The following is a 17,685-nucleotide window of genomic DNA, read 5'->3' as shown; positions in this document are numbered from 1 at the left end:
CCGTCGCGGTCGTGCAGACCGCCGTGCCGATCAGCAAAGTGATCACGCGATCCACGGGATTCCACGGTAACACCTCCCCGGGCCGGGCCCGCAGGCCGCACCCGAGGTCCCCCGGCGGAGCAGCGCCAGCGGTCAGGCCGTCGCGACCTCGGTCGATGCGCGGACGTCCCGGCCCAGCGCGCGCCGGGCCGGGTCCCCGCCGCCGTCGTCGCCGGCCGGGGCGTCCGCCGGGCGCTCCGCCGCCGGGTCGCCGTCCTGGCCCGCCGCCGCGTCCAGGGCGCCCCGGTCCGGGGCGCGCCCGGACCCGGCGGGGCGGCCGTTGGCCGGGCCGCCGTCGACCGGCTGGGTCCGGTCGGTGGAGTGGTCGAGCACCCGCAGTGCCGCCAGGGCCGCCATCGGCACCACCAGCGCTCCGGCGGCCCCGGCGACGTCGAGGGCGGAACCGCTGAGCGCCCCGCCGATGACGGCGGCCACCGCCGTACCGGCCATCGCGGCCCGCATCGCCGGGTAGATGCCGAACAGCCGCATCAGGCCGCCCCACGGCTGGAGCAGCGCGAACCAGACCAGCAGGGCGCCGGCCAGGGCCAGCACGGTCAGCGGGCTGTTGACCAGCGTCTCGAAGTTGGCGCTGCTGGACCGGTGCACGGTCAGCCCGCCGGTGCCGTCGCCGAGCGCGGCCAGGAACCGGCCGAGGCTGCCCCGCTCGGTGGCCGGCCGACGCAGGTCGATCACCGCGTAGCCGATGGTGAGGGCCAGCCCGGCCATGGTGGCCCAGACCAGCCGGCTGACCGTCAGCCAGCCGCCGGTGCTGATCGCCGCGGCCACGCTCACCCCGGCGGTCAGCGCGATCGCGCCGACCGAGTCCGCCCCCAGGTACGGGCTGCCGACCACCACCGCGGCGAGCCCGCCGACGGCGACCACCACCATGGGCCGCCACTGGCGACGGACCCGCTGGGCCAGCCAGCCGGCACAGAGCAGGGACCCGGCGATGAACACGCCGAGCCCGATGGTGCCCAGGCCGGCGAACCGGCCGCCCTGCAGGGCCGAGTAGCCGACCACCCCGTTGAGCTGCAACCGGGCCCCGGTGAGCACGTCGGCGGCGACGACGAGGGCGGCCAGGCCGGCGACCGCGCCGAGCGGGCCGAGCGTCGAGGCGTGCCCGGGGGCGAACCGGACGGCGGCGGTCCCCCCGACCACCAGCAGCGCCGTCACGGTGGCGAACCACCAGCCCGCGTGCTCGCCGCGCCACCACGGCACGACGTCGGCGAGCAGGGCCGCCGGCACGGCCAGGGCGGCGGCGACGAGCAGCAGCTCCACGGCCGCCACCACCCGCCGGGGCACCGGGGCGGGGCCCACCGGCCCGGCGTGCCGGCGGGCGCGGCGCAGCAGCGGAAGCACCGCGAGGGCGAGCAGCACCTGCGCGCCGGCGAGCAGGGCGAAGAACCAGCCGGCGACCCGCCGCTGGGCGGCGGACTCCCGGTCCGCGTCGGCCGGCGCGGCGAGCGCGGACGGCAGGTCCCCAGGCCGGCCGTCGACGGAGACCGCGGGCCGGCCGAGGAACAGCCGCTCCGGCATCGGGCGGCCGAGCGCGGCGAGGGCGGTCGGTGCCAGGTCGACCAGTTGCAGGTAGCCCTCCCGGCCGGTGGTCGGCGAGGTGAGCCAGCCCCGCTCCCAGCCGGGGCCGTCGGCGACGGCGACGTGCAGCCGCGACGGCAGGTCGGTGTCGGAGACCCCGGCGACCAGCACCAGGGACCGTGGGGGCCGGGCGGCGAGCACCCGGGCCAGGTCGGCGTCGGCCCGGCGGGCCTGCGCGGCCCGCGCCGCCGGGTCCTCGCCGGAGACGGTGCCGAGGTCGACGATGCTCAGCACGCAGGAGCCGAGCAGTGGGGCCGGGTCGTCCGGCAGCACCGCGGCGTACCGGTCGACCCGACCGAACGGGCGGGCAGCGGCCACCGCCGCCCCGGGGCCGACCGCGACCGAGCAGCGCACCGACTCCGACAGCGAGCCGGGCACCGCGCCCCAGGACAGGCGCCGCTGGTTGTGCTGCACGACGCCCTCCTGGTCGGGCAGGTTCGCGCCGATGCCGTCGGGCTGCTCCACGGTCACCCCGACGGGCGGGCAGGCGCCCGTGCCGCGGCTGCCGTTCCAGGCGGCGAAGTTGCCGGCGCCGAGGGTCAGCCAGCCGTCGACGGGGCAGGTGGGCCGGTGCGCGGAGCGCACCGACAGGGAGCCGATCGAGCCCTCCTGCGCCATCCGCCACAGCGTCGGGGTGGTCTGCGGGTCCACGTCGTCCCAGCGCAGGCCCGCCACCCCGGCGAGGACCACGAAGTCGGCGGTGCGCCGGGGTGCCTCGCCGGCCGGCCGCGCGGCGAGGGCGGCGACGCCGAGAACCACGACCAGCAGGGTCAGCAGGACCGGCGTGACTCTGCGCAGCATCACCGATGTCCCGTCGACGGGGCGTCGGCGTCGGGGGTGCCCGGAGCGGGGGCGTCGGGGGCCAACTCCGCGTAGAGCGCGGCCAGCTCCGCGACCGTGTCCGCCTCGGTGGGCCAGGTCCGGGCCCGCTGTGCCCCGGCCCGGCCCAGCCCGGCCCGGCGGGCGTCGTCGTCGAGCAGTTCCCGCACCGCGGCGTCGACCGCGTCCACGTCGCCGGGGGGCACCAGCACGGCCGCGTCGCCGACCAGCTCCGGCAGGCCACCGACGGCGGTCGCCACCAGCGGCACGCCGGCATGCAGCGCCTCCTGGGCGAAGAGTTGGCGGGCCTCCCAGTCGCTGGTCACCACGGCCAGGTCGGCGCCGGCCAGCAGGTCGGCCACGTCGGTGCGGTGCCCGAGCAGGGTGACCGGGGCGCGGGCTGCGGAGACCCGGGCGGCCAGCGGCAGGTACGCCGGCCCGCTGCCGGCGATCACCACGACCGGCGGCGGGGTCCGGTTGCGCCACCGGGCGGCGGCGTCGATGAGCACGTCGTACCGCTTCTGCGGGTGCAGCCGGCCGACCGAGACGATCAGCGGCTGGTCGGCGGCCACCCCGAACTCGGCGCGGACGGCGGCCCGGCGGCGGCGCGGCGCGGGCAGTGCCGGCGCGGCGACCGGGGCGAGCCGGGCGTCGGCGGCACCGAGCGCGGCGGCCCGCTCGACCAGGTCGGTCGAGGCGCCGAGCGCGACCCGGGCGCCCCGGGCGACGATCCGCTCGGCGAGGCGGGACAGGCCGCCGCGCAACCCCCGGGCGAGGACCGCGTTGTGCCAGGTGACCACCAGTGGGGCCGCCGGCCGGGAGAGGACGGCGACCAGCCCGGCGCGCAGCCCGTGCGCGTGCAGCACGGCGACGGGCTCGGCGGCCAGCGCGCGGCGCAGCGCGACGACCGCCCGGGCGTCGGCGGGGGTGGGGCTGGCCGGGATCTCCACCGGCCGGAACCGGGCACCCACGCCAGTGAAGTCGAACTGCTCCTCGGTGGCGGCCGGACCGCAGACCAGCACCGGGGTGCCCGCCTCGGCGAGCCCCCGGGCGACGGAGCGGACGTGCTGACCGACGCCGCCGGTGCTGGAGGCGAGCAGCAGTGCCACGGTGCCGTTTCGGCGGACGTTCGGCGTCGCGTCCGTCACCGCGACCACCCCCGGCCCGCCACCGCCGTCGGCCCGCCGCACGTCGTCGCGCTCACCCGGACACCGTCTCCTTTCCGTCGCCCCGTTCCGGGGGGACCACGCCCTCCTGCCGAGGCCCTTCGGCCCGCCCGGCTCCCCGGCCCGCCCCGCCCAGCCGGCGGCGCACGGCGGCCAGCAGCGGCCGGACGTCCCGCCGGTCGGTCAAATACACGACGGAGAGGAACGCGACGCCGACCACGGCTGCGGACAGCATGCCCTGCACGAGTGCCGCCGGTGCCGTCGGGGTGCCGTCGCCGGCCCCGGCCAGCGCCCGGGCGACGCCCGCCCCGGCGAGCGCGCCGAGCGCCCCGCCGAGCAGCCCGGCCACCCCGGCGCGGGCCCCGCCGGCCAGCGTGGCAGGCCCGGCCGTGCGGCGCACCGCGACCAGCAGCAGGGCGCCGAGCAGCAGCATCCCGGCCGAGTTGGCCAGGGTCACCGCGAGCACCCGGTCGTTGCGGGGCAGCAGCGCCGCCAGCGGGGCGACGGCCAGCGGCACGGCGAGCCAGCCGACGGTGATCGCGGCGGTGGCCGGCCGGGTGTCGCCCCGGGCGTACAGGGCCCGGGAGAGCACCGCGAACAGCCCGTAGCCGAGCAGGCCCGGGGCGAAGCCGGCGATCCCGGCGGCGACCGGGGCGGGATCGTCCGGGTAGAAGAACGCGGCGACCGGCGCGGCGGTGCCGGCCAGCGCCGCCGCGCCGAGGCAGCTGAACAGGAAGACCCCGCGGGTGGTCGAGGCGAGGGTGTTCCGGTACGTCTCCTCGTCGCCGGACGCGGACGCCGCCGCCAGGGTCGGGTACGCGGCGACCGCGAGGGGCACGGCCAGCACTGCCCAGGGCAGCAGGTACATCGTCTGGGCCAGGTTGAACACCTGCGGCGAGCCCGTGGGGCCACCCGAGACGCTCTTGATGATCACCGCGAGGGCGAGCTGCTGTGCGGTGACGGTGACCGCCCCGGCCACCGCCAGGCCGCCGACCCGGGACCGGGTGTCGGCGTCGAAGGCGTACCCGGGGCGCAGTCGCAGGCCCAGCCGGCGCAGCGGGATCAGCAGCGACAGCGACAGCACCACCACGCCGAGGGTGGTGCCGCCGGACAGCACCAACTCACCGGCCCGGCTCACCCCGGCGACCGTTGCCCCCCGCCCCTCCGCGCCCCCGAAGGCCAGGTACACCGCGATCACGGTGAGGCTGGACAGCAGCGGGGCGATGACCGGCCAGGCGAACCGGCGGTGCGCCTGGAGCACCCCGGTGAGCACGATGCCGATGCCGTAGAGCGGCAACTGGGGGGCGAAGACCCGCAGCATCCGGGCGCCGGCGGCCAGCTCCGCCGGGCTGCGGCCGGAGCTGATCGCCTCGACGATCGGGCCGGCCAGCAGCGCGACCGCCACCGCCAGCGGCACCAGCAGGGTCACCGTCCAGGTCAGCAGGGCCCCGGTGGTCGCGCCGACCGCCCGCCGGTCCCCCGCCGCGACCGGGCCGGCCAGCAGCGGTACGACCAGGCTCGCCAGCGCCCCGCCGGCCACGATCTCGAAGATGATGTTGGGCACGGTGTTGGCGATCACGTACATGCCGCCGAGGTCGCTGCGCTCCACCACCCAGGTGAACACGGCGGTGCGGCCGAAGCCGGCGAGCCGACTGACCACGGTGAGTACGGCGATCAGCGCGGCCGCTCCGGCCACCCGGCCGGCGCCGGCGAGGGGTGCCGGGGTCTTCACGTCAGTCGGTGCGCCGGCCCAGTGCGTCCAGCTCGCGCAGGCCCGGGGTGGCCTGGATGACCTGGGTGAAGCTGACCTTCTCGCTGGCCGCGGTGAGCCCGGCGAGCACGGCGAGCACGGCGGCCCGGCCGAGCGGCCCGGTGCGGGCCGCGAGGGCCACCCCGAGCACCGCGCCGAGCGCGTTGGCCCCGCCGTCGCCGACCATCACCTGTTCGTCGAGGTCCTCGCCGAGCAGGCCGGCGGCGGCGCCCACCGCGCCGGCGGCGATCCCGCCGTGCGGGCCCCCGGCCAGCGGCGCGCCGAGCAGCAGGCCGGACTTGAGTGCCCGGCCCGGCCGCAGGTCGAGCAGGTTGAGCAGGTTGGCGGTGCCGGCGATCACCCCGGCGCCGAGCAGCACGTCGACCGTGCGGCCGACCGCGCCGTGGCGCTGCCGGCGGGGATGGGCGGCGACGGTGGAGTCGGCGGCGAGCAGCGCGGCGGCGCCGAGCCCGGCCGCGCCCACTCCGACGATCTTGACGAGGCCGGCGGTGACCCGCCCCTCCCGCAGCGCGGCGAGGTGCCCGGCGAAGCCCTTGGCGGCCCGCTGCTCCGGCCGGGCGCCGACCACGTCGTCGTAGACGCCGACCGCTCCCCCGCCCACGCCGGCCACCAACGCGGCGGCTCCGGCGGGCCCGCTGGGCGCGCCGAACGCGCCGGCCGCCGCGGCACCGGCGGCGAGCGCCGGGCCGGCGGCCAGGGTGAGGGTGCGGCCCCGGAAGTTGGTGCGTTCCAGGGCCGGGGCGACCGGCGAGGTGCGCACCTCGCGCAGCGCGTACCGGGCGGCGGCGGCGCCGGCCCCGGCGATCAGCAGGCGGCCCAGCAGGCTCACGCGGTCACCCCGTTCAGGACGCCGCGGTCGCCGCGGGCGGGATCGGACAGCCGGGTACGTCGTTCGCTCACTGGGGCATTCTAGGCACCAGCGCGGCCGCGTTGTCGCCCACGCCGTACTGGCCGGCCTTCTTCTCGACGACCTGCTGCACCAGCGCCAGGCTGGTGGCGAGCTGACCCTGCGTGGTGTTGGCGTCGTCGACGGTGGAGATGGTCTGCGACAGCACCGGGTCCCCCCGGACCACCGCCACCACGTTCCCGCCGGCCGAACCGGTGCCGGCCACCACGATCGCGCCGGCCCGGTCGAACTGCTCGGCGACCTTGACCACCGACTCGTCCTTCTTCACCGAGTCCTTGTCCACGTACGGCTGCCCACTGACCAGCACCACGGCCTCGGCGGGCCCGGTCACCTTCGCGTCGGTCGTCAGGTACCCGGCGTTGGTGTACGACGCCAGCACCGCCTTGCGGTCGGCCTCGGTGACGGGGGTGCCGCCGGCCCGGTCCAGCAGGACGCTGGCCAGCAGGGCGCTGGAGGTCTCCACGCCGTGGCCGTTGCCGGGCAGGCCGGAGGCGGGGGCGCTGGGCCGGGCGGCGGTGACGGCCAACTCCATCAGGTTGCTGTTGTTGTCCGGGTTGATGAACTTGTCCTGGAGGTCGACCCGGCCGGTGAGGGTCGCCCCGGCGGTCTGGAGCATCTTCAGCACGCCCTCGGTGTGCTCCCGCTTGTTCGGCAGGGTGACCAGCACCACCCGGCGGCCGGTGAGCTTGCTCGGCAGCACCACCTGCGCGATCTCGGCGGCGAACTGCTCCTCCATCTCCAGTTCCTTCTGCATGTCGTTGACCTTTTGGCGCATCAGCTGGTTGTCCTTGCTCAGCCCGTTCACCCGCTCCTTGAGCGAGTCGGCCACCGGGCCGTTGAGTGCGGCCGTACCGACCACCAGGCCGATGGCCAGGGCCAGGAAGACCGCGGTCAGGGACACCACGTGGTAGCGGAAATTGATCACGCTTGCAGCCTCTTGATCGGTCGGGAGCTAGAAGAACTGGCCGAGCTGGAACACGAAATTGTTCCACCATTCGCTGACCACGCCCAGGTACGCCTTGCCGACGGTGGAGACCGCCACGGCAGAGGCCATCGCCGCCACCGCCGCGAGCACCAGCAACAGCAGGGAGGAGCCGGAGATGCTCTGCCGGTAGAGCCGGCTGACGCCCTTGGCGTCCACCAGCTTCCCGCCGACCTTGAGCCGGGTGAGGAACGTCGAGGCCATCCCGCCCCGGCCCTTGTCGAGGAACTCGACCAGGGTGGCGTGGGTGCCGACCGCCACCAGCAGCGAGGCGCCCTTCTCGTCGGCCAGCAACATCGCCAGGTCCTCGCTGGTCGCCGCCGCCGGGAAGGTGATCGCCGGGACGCCCAGCCCGTTGACCCGGGGCAGCCCCGGCGCCCGCCCGTCCGGGTACGCGTGCACGATCACCTCGGCGCCGCAGCGCAGCACGTCGTCGGTGACCGAGTCCATGTCCCCGATGATCATGTCGGGGGTGTAGCCCGCCTCGACCAGCGCGTCCGCCCCGCCGTCCACGCCGATCAGCACCGGCTTGAACTCCCGGATGTACGGGCGCAGCACGTCCAGGTCGGCCTTGTAGTCGTAGCCGCGCACCACGATCAGGCAGTGCCGGCCCCGGACCTGGGTCTGGATGTCCGGCACGCCGACACCGTCGAGGAGCAGGTCGCGTTCCTGCCGGAGGTAGTCCATGGTGTTGGCGGCGAACGCCTCCAACTGCACCGACAGCCCCTCCCGGGCGTCGGCCATCGCCTTGGCCACCGTCTCGGCGTCCTGGAGGGCACCGTGCGCGACCGGCGCGCCGCCGACGTACACGGTGTTGCCCTCGATCCGGACGGTGTCGCCCTCCCGGACCTGCTCGAAAATCCCCTCACCGAGGTCGTCCAGGAGCGGGATGCCGCCAGCGACCAGCACCTCGGGGCCGAGGTTCGGGTACCGGCCGGAGACCGACGGCTTGGCGTTGAGCACCGCGGCGACCCCGACGGCGACCAGCGAGTCGGCCGCCACCCGGTCCAGGTCGACGTGGTCGATGATCGCGATGTCGCCCGGGCGCAGCCGGCCGACCAGGCGCTTCGTCCGGCGATCAAGGCGCGCGGTGCCGAGGACTGTGTCCGGTTCCGCGTTCCGGTTCCGGCGCAACGTGGGTAGACGCATCGTGACCATCCTGGCATGTGAGGCAGGCTTTTCTGTCGCGACATGCCTGGGCAGGGCCGCCTACCCAGGGAAGCACACCGCAGCGCACACTGGTGTGCCTGCGCTCACAATCGGCCGCGGTCAGGGCCGCCTTTCCCGAGCCGCGACGGCCAACAGCTCCTCCGCGTGGGCGATACCCAGATCCGAGTCCGGCAAACCCGCCAGCATCCGGGCCAGCTCGCGGGCCCGCGCGGTGTCCTCCACCACCCGCACCCCGCTGGTGGTCACCGCGCCCCCGATGTCCTTCGCCACCACCAGGTGCCGGTCGGCGAACGCGGCCACCTGCGGCAGGTGGGTGACCACCAACACCTGGTGGCTACGGGCCAGCCGGGCCAGCCGACGGCCGATCTCCACCGCCGCCTGGCCGCCGACGCCCGCGTCGACCTCGTCGAAGACCAGGGTGGGCGGGCCGCCGGAACCGGCGAAAACCACCTCGATGGCGAGCATCACCCGGGACAGCTCACCGCCGGACGCGCCGCGCTGCAACGGCAGCGACGGTGCCCCCGGATGGGCCAGCAGCCGCAGCTCCACCTCGTCGCCGCCGTCCGGGCCCACGCCGACCTCGACGCCGTTGACCGGCAGGCTCGGCTCCGACTTCCCCACCGGCCGGGGCAGCACCGCCACCTCGATCCGGGCGTGCGGCATGGCCAGCCCGGCCAGCTCCACGGTGACCTGTTCGGCGAACCGGGCAGCCGCCTCCTGTCGGGACGTCGACACCCGCCCGGCCAGCTCGGTCACCTCACCGGCCAGCCGGGACGCCTCCCGGTCCAACTCGTCGAGGAACTCGTCGGAGGTGTCCAGGTCGGACAGCCGGGTGCGGGCCCGCTCCGCCCAGGCGACCACCCCGTCGACGTCGTCGGCGTACTTGCGGGTCAGCCCCCGCAACGCCGCCCGCCGCTCGTAGATGGTCTGCAACCGCGCCGGGTCGGCGTCCAGCGCGGCCAGGTACGTCGACAGCTCGGCGGAGACGTCGGCGACCAGGGTCGCCGCCTCCTCCAACCGAACCGCCAGGTCGCCCAGGGCCGCGTCGGTGCCGGCCTGCGCCTCCAGCGTGCGCCGGGCCAGCCCGAGCAGCGCCGTCGCGTCCGGCGTCTCGTCGGTCGGCTCCGCGCCGCCGGCCACGCACTGGTGCGCCGTCTGCGCCGCCGTGCGCAGCCCCTCGGCGTGCTCCAGGCGCTGCGCCTCCGCCCGCAGCTCGTCGTCCTCGCCCGGCTGCGGGTCGACCCGGCTGATCTCGTCCAGCCCCAGCCGGAGCAGGTCGGCCTCCTGACTGCGGGCCCGGGCGTTGCGCCGCCGGTCGGCCAGGTCGTCGACCACCGTCCGCCACCGGGTGTACGCCTCGCGCAGCGCGTCGAGCAGCTTCTCGTGCTCCGGCCCGGCGAACCGGTCCAGCGCGGCCCGCTGCTCGGCCGGCCGCAGCAGGCGTAGCTGGTCGGACTGGCCGTGCACCGCCACCACCTGCTCGCCGACCTCGCCGAGCATCGCCACCGGCATGCTGCGCCCGCCCAGGTGGGCCCGGGAACGCCCCTCCACGGTGACCGTCCGGCTCAGCAGCAGCGCGCCGTCGTCGTCGGGCTCGCCGCCGGCGTCGGTGACCCGGGCGTGTACGGCCGCCGCGATCCGGCCGGCGAGGCGCAGCCGCCCCTCGACCAAGGCGCGACCCGGCTGGGCGCGCACCCGGCCGGCGTCGGCCCGGCCACCGAAGAGCAGGCCGAGGCCGGTCACCACCATCGTCTTGCCGGCACCGGTCTCGCCGGTGATGACGTTCATCCCGCCGGTCAACGGCAGCGTGGTGTCCTCGATGACGCCCAGTCCGGTGATGCGCAGCTCTTCCAGCACAGCACCCGACAGTAGACGCGGTCCCCGACAGTTGACCAGCCGGCGCGGCCGGAACGCGGCGTCGACCCGGGCGACCGCCCGCCCGGCCCCACCGCCGGCCAGCCGTCCGACCCGCTGGTCACCGCAGGCGGGCCACCGGGGAGACCTCGCTCACCTTCGGTTGCCCCGCCAGCCGTGCACCGGCAGCCCGAACTTCGCCACCAGCCGGTCGGTGAACGACCGGGCCCGCAGTCGCACCACACGCACCGGCAACGCGCCGCGACGCACCGTGACCCGGGCGCCCGGCGGCAGGTCGTACACGCGCCGGCCGTCGCAGCAGAGCACGGCCAGGGTGGTGAACGGGTCCACCGTGATCGAGAACGTCGACGTGGGCGCCGTGACCAGGGGCCGGCTGAACAGCGCGTGCGCGCTGATCGGCACCAGCAGCAGCGCCTCCACCTCGGGCCAGACCACCGGCCCGCCGCCGGAGAACGCGTACGCGGTGGAGCCGGTCGGCGTGGCGCACACCACGCCGTCACAGCCGTACCGGGACAGCGGCCGGCCGTCCACGTCGACGAGCAGCTCCAGCATCTGGGCCCGCTCGCCCTTCTCGACGCTGATCTCGTTGAGCGCCCAGGACTCGATCGTCGGACCGCCGTCGAACTCCGCGGTCACGTCGAGGGTGAGCCGTTCGTCCACCGTGTAGTTCCGCTCGACCACGTCGCGCACCGCCACGTCGAGGTCGTCGATCTCCGCCTCGGCGAGGAAACCGACCTTGCCGAGGTTGATGCCGAGCAGTGGCACCCTCGTCGGGCGGGCCAGCTCGGCCGCGCGCAGGAACGTGCCGTCCCCGCCGAGGGCGAAGACGATCTCCGCACCCTGCGCGGCCTCCGGGCCGGTCACCGGCACCACGCCGGGCAGGTCCAGGTCCTCGGCCTCCTCGGCCACCACCCGCACCTCGAAGCCCGCGGCGATCAGGTCCGCCGCGACCGCCCTGGCGTGCTCGGTGCTGCGGCGCCGACCCGTGTGCGTCACGAGCAGCGCGGTACGACTCACCGAATCCACCCTCCGCCCGCGACCGCGGGGCTCGCAAGCTCACTCCTCACGCTCACCCGTCCCGCCTTCCGCTCGCGGCTGCGGGGCTCGCAAGCTCACTCCTCACGCTCACCCTGCCATCCCCGCTCGCGGCTGCGGGGCTCGCAAGCTCACTCCTCACGCTCACCCTGCCACCTCCTCCGGGGCCGTTTCCGGCTCCTGCGGGGTCGCGTCCGGCGTGGCGCCCGACGGGGGCGGGCCCTGCGGGCCGGCCGCCACGACGGCCCGCACCCGCCGCGGGTCGGCCGCCGGCGCGCCCCGGCGTAACCATACGAAGAACTCGACGTTGCCGCTCGGCCCCGGCAGGGGACTCGCGGTCACGCCCGCCAGCCCCAGGCCGAGCGTGGCCGCCGCCGCCGCCACGTCGAGGACGGCCTCGGCACGTAACGCCTCGTCGCGGACCACCCCGCCGGCCCCGACCCGTTCCCTGCCGACCTCGAACTGCGGCTTGACCATCAGCGCCAGGTCACCGTCGGGCCGGGTGCAGGCGGCCAGCGCCGGCAGCACCAGCCGCAGCGAGATGAACGACAGGTCAGCCACCGTCAGGTCGACCTCTCCGCCGATCACCTCCTGCGTCAGGGTGCGAACGTTGGTACGTTCGAGGACGCGTACCCGCTCGTCGGTGCGCAGCGACCAGGCGAGCTGGCCGTATCCGACGTCCACGGCGACCACCTCGGCCGCGTCGGCGCGCAGCAGCACGTCGGTGAAGCCGCCGGTCGACGCGCCGGCGTCGAGGCAGCGGCGGCCGGCCACCGCCAGGCCGCCCGGGACGAACGCGGCCAGCGCGCCGGCCAGCTTGTGCCCGCCCCGGGAGACGTACTCCGAGCCGGGGTCGGCGCCCGTGACCAGCAGCGGGTCGGCGGGATCGACCATCGCGGCGGCCTTGCGGGCCGGCACGCCGCGAAGCTGGACCCGCCCGGCCTCCACGAGCGCGGCGGCCTGTTCCCGGGAGCGGGCCAGCCCGCGGCGGACGAGTTCGGCGTCGAGCCGGGTGCGACGTGCCATGGAACGGTTCTCCGGTCGGTCAGGACTGGTCGATGGTGGCGAGCGTCTCGCGCAGCGTCTGGTACGCCGCCTCGTACTGCGGGATCTGGTCGGCCGGCGAGAGCGCGGCGGCGTTCGCCATCGCCTGGACGGCGGCGTCCACCGCCGGGTGCCGGACCTCCCCGTCGTCGTCGACGGCGACCGGGCGCGGCGGCGGGCCAGGTCGGGGACCGGGCGGCGGCGCGGGCCGAAACGGCGTGCTCACCGCCCGGTCCGACCCGTCACGGGTACGCTCACGCCGCACCGCCCGGCTGCTGCTTGCGCGGCGGCACCGCCTTCACCGGCCGGGCCGGCTCCCCGCCGCCCGCGTCGGCACCGGTGCGGCTCACCGTGGCCGGCGGCTTGCGGGCGATGGTCTTCTTCGCGACGGCCTTCTTGGCCACCGTCTTCTTCGCCATGGCCCGCGTCGCCACCGTGTCCGTGGCGACGGGGCCCGTGGGCTCCGCCGCGCCGGCCGCGGGCGGGGCGGCGGGCTCCGCCGCGCCGGCCGGGAGCGCGGGCCCGACGGGGCCCGCCGCGGCCTCCCGAAGCTGACGCTCCAGCTCGCGCACCCGGCGGGTCAGCTCGGCCACCTCGTCGGCGGTGGCCAGCCCCACCGCGCCGAGGGCCCGGTCCACCTCGAAGCGCACCAGCTTGGTCAGCGCCTCCCGGTTGGCCACGCCGGTCGAGACCAGTTCCTCGGCCAGGGCCTGGAGCTGGGTGGCTGTCGCCTCGCCGGAGCCGACCAGCCGGCGCACGACGTCCTGGGCCTTCTTCCGGGGCGCCTCCGTCAGGCCCATGGCCAGTCCGAGGTAGGCGCGCCACGCGTCCTGCATGCCTGAGTCCTTCCGCGGGGTGGGATTCCAGGTGTCACGCTACCGGGCGCCGCGCGACGTCCATTGCGGTACGGTGCCGGGAAACGGGCGTGGCGAGCGTGAGGAGACGATGTGGCCAGCGTGGACGAGTGCCGGCAGGCGTTGCAGGATCTGGCCGCCCGGCTGGACCGCAACGCCGAGACCGTACGGGAGCGGATCGACCTCGACCGGTCCCTGGCCTGCCGGGTGACCGACCTGGGTGCCGCCTTCCACGGCCGGCTCACCGACGGCCGGCTGCTCGACCTGACCGACGGCGACGACCCGAAGGCGAAGATCGCGCTGAGCACCAGCAGCGACGACCTGCTCGCCCTCGTCCGCGGCGAACTCGACGTCACCCGGGCGGTGGCGTCCAAGCGGGTCTCGATCAAGGCGAACCCGTTCGACCTGCTGAAGCTCCGCAAGCTGCTCTGACCGTCGCGGCGTTGGCGCCCGCGCGGCGTGCACCGCCGGCCGGGACGCCGGCCCCCGTCGCGCTCGCGCGGGGGCCGGCGTCCGGATCAGTCCGTCAGGCCGAGGGCCGCCAGCGCCTCGGTGGCCTCCGGCGAGCCCGGCCGGACCGTGGGGCCGGCGTCCGCGGCCCACGCGACGGCGCAGAGCGCGGCCAGGGCGTCCAGTGCCCGGCCCGACCCGGTCAGCTCCAGCGCGCCGTCGTCGGTCACGGTCGCCGACCAGCCGCCCGTCTCCGGGTCGCCGGGCACCCGGACCACCGCCGCCGGGTCGAACAGCCCGGCCAGGTCGGCCGAGACGTACGTCGGGCGGCGCGCCGGGGCGGCGGCCAGCAGTTCGGCCACGTCGCTGACACCGGTGAGCACCAGCAGGCTGTCCAGCCCGGCCCGCCGCGCGCCCTCGATGTCGGTGTCCAGCCGGTCGCCCACCACCAGGGTGCACCCCTCGCCGGCCCGGCGGGCGGCGGTGGCGAACAGCGCCGGCTCGGGCTTGCCCACCACCACGTCCGGGTCCCGGTTCAGCGCGGTGCGCAGCACGGCCACCAGCGATCCGTTGCCCGGCAGCGGGCCCCGCCCGCTGGGCAGGGTTCGGTCGGTGTTCGTGGCGATCCAGGTGGCGCCCGCCCGCACCGCCAGCGACGCCTCCGCCAGGTCCGTCCAGCAGACCTGCGGGCCGTACCCCTGCACCACCGCGGCCGGGGCGTCGTCGGCCCGGGAGACCGGGCGCAGCCCGACCGCGCCGACCTCGGCGCGCAGCGCCTCCGCGCCCACCACCAGGACCGCCGAGCCGGCGGGCAGCCGCTCCGCCAGCAGTTCGGCGGAGGCCGCGGCGGAGGTCAGCACCTCCTCCGGGGTGGCGGGCACGCCCATCCCGGTGAGCAGGTCGGCGACGTCGCTGGAGCGGCGGGACGCGTTGTTCGTGGCGTACGCGATCGCCCGGCCCTCAGCACGCAGCCGAGCCACCGCCTCGACCGCGCCGGGGATCGGCCGGTCGATCAGGTAGATCACCCCGTCCAGGTCGAAGACGACCAGCGAGTACCCGTCGGCCAGCCGACCCTCTGCGTCCGTGGTCACCGCTGGTCCGCGCCCTGCTCACGGTCGCCGGTCGGCTCCTCGCCGCGCGCCGACCCGGTCCGGGGCGCGACGGTGTCGGCCTCGTCGTCGGTCAGCTCGTCCTTGGCCGGGTCGTCGGTGCGTCGCCCGGCGTCGTCGTCCTCGTCCTCGTCGTCCTCGTCGTCGTCCTCGTCCTCGTCGTCCTCGTCGTCGTCCTCGTCGTCGTCCTCGTCGTCGTCGTCCTCGTCGTCGTCCTCGTCGTCCTCGTCATCGTCCTCGTCGTCCTCGTCATCGTCCTCGCGGTCGGCAGCGGCGTCCGGCCCGTCGGGGTCGTCGTCAAGGTCGTCGGCACCGAGGCCGTCCTCGTCGTCGTCCCGGTCGGCAGCGCCGGTGAGGTCGGCGTCCGGCTCGGCCGGCACCGCGCCCGGGCTCCCCGGCCCGGCGGCGATCTCCTCGGCCGGCTCGTCGTCCTCGTCGTCGCCCTCGATCAGCACCCCGTCGAGTTCCAGCAGCCGCTCGGCCGCGTCGGTCTCGCCGTCGGTGTCGACGTCGGCCGCCCGGGAGAACCACTCCCGGGCCTCCTCGCGCCGCCCGACCGCGAGCAGCGCGTCGGCGTACGCGTAGCGAAGGCGGCCGGTCCACGGCTCGGTCGCCTCGCTCGTCAGCTCCCGGACCTGGAGCATCGCCACCGCGGCGTCCTTCTGGCCGAGGTCACCACGCGCGCCGGCGGCCACGATCAGCAGCTCGATCGCGACGGCCTGGTCCAGCTTCTCCTGGTCGGCACCCCGGAACAGGTCGATGGCCCGTTCCGGCCGGCCGAGCGCACGCTCGCAGTCGGCGAGCACCGCCAGGTGGCTCTGCAACCCGGTCATCCGGTGGTACGTGCGCAGCTCGGCGATCGCCGTCTGCCACTCCCCCGCGTGGTACGCGGCCAGCCCGACCGCCTCCCGGACCGCCGAGATCCGCGACGCGAGCCGCCGGGCGGCCATCGCGTGCGCCAGCGCCTCGGCCGGGTCCTCGTCGATCAGCTGGCCGGTCGCGACCAGGTGCCGGGCGACGGTGTCGGCCACCGGCTTGGCCAGCGAGAGCAGCTCGGCGCGGACGGTCGAGTCCAGGTCGGTCGCGACGATCTCGTCGGGCAGCGCGGGCGCGTCCCCGGTACGGTCGCCCTCCGCCGCCCCTGCGCGGTCCCGCCGGTCCTCGCGGGCGGGGCCGGCACCGTAGCCGCCCTCCCGCCGCCGATCCTCGAACCCACGTCGGTCGTCACGGCGCGGACGCTCGCCCTGACCGGCCCGGTCCGCACCCCGGAAGCCACCCTCACGGTCGCCACCACGGAAGCCGCCCTCGCGGCGGTCGCCACCGAAGCCACCCTCGCGACGCTCCCCGCCCCGGAAGCCACCCTCACGGGGGCCGCCCTCACGCGGACCGGACCGGAAACCGCCCTCACGACGGTCACCACCACGGAAGCCACCCTCACGCGGAGCACCGTCACGGGGTCCGGAACGGAAGCCACCCTCACGCGGGCCACCCTCACGACGGTCCCCACCACGGAAACCACCCTCGCGACGGTCACCACCCTGGAAACCACCCTGCCGGCCGTCACCGTCACGGCGGAAGCCACCCTCACGGCGGTCACCACCGAAGCCACCATCGCGACGTTCCCCGCCACGGAAGCCACCCTCACGCGGGGCACCATCACGGGGTCCGGAACGGTAACCACCCTCACGCGGGCCACCCTCACGACGGTCCCCACCACGGAAACCGCCCTCACGCGGGGCACCGTCACGGGGTCCGGACCGGAAACCACCCTCGCGGCGGTCACCACCGAAACCGCCCTCGCGGCGCTCCCCGCCCCGGAAGCCACCCTCACGTGGGGCACCCTCACGTGGGGCACCCTCACGACGGTCACCGCCACGGAAACCGCCTTCGCGGCGGTCACCACCCTGGAAACCACCCTGCCGGCCGTCACCGTCACGGCGGAAGCCACCCTCACGCGGACCGGACCGGAAACCACCCTCACGACGGTCACCACCGAAACCACCCTCGCGGCGCTCCCCGCCACGGAAGCCACCCTCACGCGGGGCACCATCACGGGGTCCGGAACGGAAGCCACCCTCACGCGGGGCATCACGACGGTCCCCACCACGGAAACCGCCCTCACGCGGGCCACCCTCACGACGATCACCGCCACGGAAACCGCCTTCGCGGCGGTCACCACCCTGGAAACCACCCTGCCGGCCGTCACCGTCACGGCGGAAGCCACCCTCACGCGGACCGGAACGGAAACCACCCTCACGACGGTCACCGCCGAAACCACCCTCGCGGCGCTCCCCGCCACGGAAACCGCCCTCACGCGGGCCCGAGCGGAAACCGCCCTCGCGGTCACCGCCGCGGAAGCCACCCGGACGGCTGTCACCGTCACGACGGGAGCCGCCCTCACGGTCGCCGCCGCGGAAACCGCCCTCACGCGGGCCGCCGTCACGCGATCCGGAGCGGAAGCCGCCCTCCCGGCGGTCACCGCCACGGAAGTCCCGGCCCTCGCCTCCCGGTGCCCCGCGGAAGCCACCGTCCCGGCTGTCGCCGTCCCGGCGGTAACCGCCGCCGGCGGAGCGGGAGTCGTCACGGGAACCACCGCGGTACCCGCCCTCGCGGCGCTCCCCACCACGGAAGCCACCGTCACGGCCGCCCTGGCCGCCCCGCGGGCCACCGGATCGGTCGTCGCGGTCGCCGCGGTACGGGGGGCGGTCATCGCGTCGGGGCGCCCCGTCACGTCGGTCGGAGCGGTCTTCGTAACGACGAGGACGCTCGCCGTCGTGCGGTCCTGAACTCACAGGTACATCCTTTCTGATTGCGCCGGAACCGACGCTACGCAGTCGAGGGCCGACCCGGATGGGGCGGCCCTCGACT

Annotated in this window: 15 protein-coding genes; 2 read left to right on the top strand and 13 right to left on the bottom strand. The window is 76.1% G+C overall.

Features of this window, described 5'->3' with window-relative positions; genetic code table 11:
- Positions 1 to 132: 132 nt before the first annotated feature.
- From C5N14_RS29880 to C5N14_RS29830, 11 genes are all read right to left on the bottom strand, one after another.
- Positions 133 to 2,436, bottom strand: coding sequence for a hypothetical protein (locus C5N14_RS29880; protein ID WP_371685937.1), 2,304 nt, complete (start codon positions 2,434 to 2,436; stop codon positions 133 to 135).
- Positions 2,436 to 3,602 carry a glycosyltransferase family 4 protein gene (locus tag C5N14_RS29875; RefSeq protein ID WP_117673034.1) on the bottom strand — a complete coding sequence of 389 codons (1,167 nt, stop codon included), beginning with the start codon at positions 3,600 to 3,602 and terminating at the stop codon, positions 2,436 to 2,438. The genes C5N14_RS29880 and C5N14_RS29875 overlap by 1 nt, the downstream gene beginning before the upstream one ends.
- Before the next feature lie 52 nt (positions 3,603 to 3,654).
- A complete protein-coding gene (murJ, locus tag C5N14_RS29870; RefSeq protein ID WP_117673008.1) occupies positions 3,655 to 5,352 on the bottom strand; it encodes a murein biosynthesis integral membrane protein MurJ in 1,698 nt (565 codons plus the stop codon).
- A gap of 1 nt (position 5,353) precedes the next feature.
- Positions 5,354 to 6,220 (bottom strand): hypothetical protein, encoded by an 867-nt coding sequence (locus C5N14_RS29865; protein ID WP_117673006.1) that lies wholly within the window; start codon positions 6,218 to 6,220, stop codon positions 5,354 to 5,356.
- Between the two features lie 67 nt (positions 6,221 to 6,287).
- The gene (locus C5N14_RS29860; RefSeq protein ID WP_117673004.1) at positions 6,288 to 7,223 is read right to left on the bottom strand and encodes a copper transporter; all 936 of its coding nucleotides are present in this window, start codon (positions 7,221 to 7,223) and stop codon (positions 6,288 to 6,290) included.
- A 27-nt stretch (positions 7,224 to 7,250) separates the two neighbouring features.
- Positions 7,251 to 8,429 carry a putative cytokinetic ring protein SteA gene (gene steA, locus C5N14_RS29855; RefSeq protein WP_117673002.1) on the bottom strand — a complete coding sequence of 393 codons (1,179 nt, stop codon included), beginning with the start codon at positions 8,427 to 8,429 and terminating at the stop codon, positions 7,251 to 7,253.
- A 120-nt stretch (positions 8,430 to 8,549) separates the two neighbouring features.
- Positions 8,550 to 10,307, bottom strand: a complete 1,758-nt coding sequence (recN, locus tag C5N14_RS29850; protein WP_117673000.1) for a DNA repair protein RecN — start codon at positions 10,305 to 10,307, stop codon at positions 8,550 to 8,552.
- A gap of 150 nt (positions 10,308 to 10,457) precedes the next feature.
- Positions 10,458 to 11,342, bottom strand: coding sequence for an NAD kinase (locus tag C5N14_RS29845; RefSeq protein ID WP_117672998.1), 885 nt, complete (start codon positions 11,340 to 11,342; stop codon positions 10,458 to 10,460).
- 162 nt (positions 11,343 to 11,504) lie between these two features.
- Entirely contained in the window at positions 11,505 to 12,386 is an 882-nt protein-coding gene (locus C5N14_RS29840) for a TlyA family RNA methyltransferase (RefSeq protein ID WP_117672996.1), read from the bottom strand.
- Between the two features lie 19 nt (positions 12,387 to 12,405).
- Complete coding sequence (locus C5N14_RS29835; protein ID WP_117673032.1) at positions 12,406 to 12,630, bottom strand: hypothetical protein; 225 nt, start codon at positions 12,628 to 12,630, stop codon at positions 12,406 to 12,408.
- A 28-nt stretch (positions 12,631 to 12,658) separates the two neighbouring features.
- The gene (locus C5N14_RS29830; protein ID WP_117672994.1) at positions 12,659 to 13,240 is read right to left on the bottom strand and encodes a phasin family protein; all 582 of its coding nucleotides are present in this window, start codon (positions 13,238 to 13,240) and stop codon (positions 12,659 to 12,661) included.
- 111 nt (positions 13,241 to 13,351) lie between these two features.
- Here C5N14_RS29830 and C5N14_RS29825 point away from each other — a divergent pair, with 111 nt between their 5' ends.
- The gene (locus C5N14_RS29825; RefSeq protein WP_117672992.1) at positions 13,352 to 13,690 is read left to right on the top strand and encodes an SCP2 sterol-binding domain-containing protein; all 339 of its coding nucleotides are present in this window, start codon (positions 13,352 to 13,354) and stop codon (positions 13,688 to 13,690) included.
- An 86-nt stretch (positions 13,691 to 13,776) separates the two neighbouring features.
- On the opposite strand, the gene C5N14_RS29820 is transcribed toward C5N14_RS29825, so the two are convergent.
- Both C5N14_RS29820 and C5N14_RS29810 read right to left on the bottom strand, forming a co-directional pair.
- Positions 13,777 to 14,799 carry an HAD-IIA family hydrolase gene (locus C5N14_RS29820; RefSeq protein ID WP_117672990.1) on the bottom strand — a complete coding sequence of 341 codons (1,023 nt, stop codon included), beginning with the start codon at positions 14,797 to 14,799 and terminating at the stop codon, positions 13,777 to 13,779.
- Complete coding sequence (locus C5N14_RS29810) at positions 14,796 to 15,848, bottom strand: hypothetical protein (RefSeq protein ID WP_371685936.1); 1,053 nt, start codon at positions 15,846 to 15,848, stop codon at positions 14,796 to 14,798. Before C5N14_RS29810 ends, C5N14_RS29820 begins: the two co-directional genes overlap by 4 nt.
- Between C5N14_RS29810 and C5N14_RS33645 the strand changes: the two genes are divergently transcribed.
- Positions 15,771 to 17,603 carry a hypothetical protein gene (locus C5N14_RS33645; protein WP_243640235.1) on the top strand — a complete coding sequence of 611 codons (1,833 nt, stop codon included), beginning with the start codon at positions 15,771 to 15,773 and terminating at the stop codon, positions 17,601 to 17,603. The genes C5N14_RS29810 and C5N14_RS33645 overlap by 78 nt on opposite strands.
- Positions 17,604 to 17,685: the final 82 nt, after the last annotated feature.

Origin of the sequence: Micromonospora sp. MW-13 (genome assembly GCF_003434305.1) — a bacterium.
Classification (GTDB): domain Bacteria; phylum Actinomycetota; class Actinomycetes; order Mycobacteriales; family Micromonosporaceae; genus Micromonospora.
This window is presented reverse-complemented; position numbering and strand designations above follow the sequence as displayed.

Bases quoted from the DNA above. Each gene is read 5' to 3' on its own strand.
- C5N14_RS29880 (WP_371685937.1), bottom strand. From the start codon at position 2,436: ATGCTGCGCAGAGTCACGCCGGTCCTGCTGACCCTGCTGGTCGTGGTT.
- steA (WP_117673002.1), bottom strand. From the start codon at position 8,429: ATGCGTCTACCCACGTTGCGCCGGAACCGGAACGCGGAACCGGACACA.
- C5N14_RS29840 (WP_117672996.1), bottom strand. From the start codon at position 12,386: ATGGCACGTCGCACCCGGCTCGACGCCGAACTCGTCCGCCGCGGGCTG.
- C5N14_RS29830 (WP_117672994.1), bottom strand. From the start codon at position 13,240: ATGCAGGACGCGTGGCGCGCCTACCTCGGACTGGCCATGGGCCTGACG.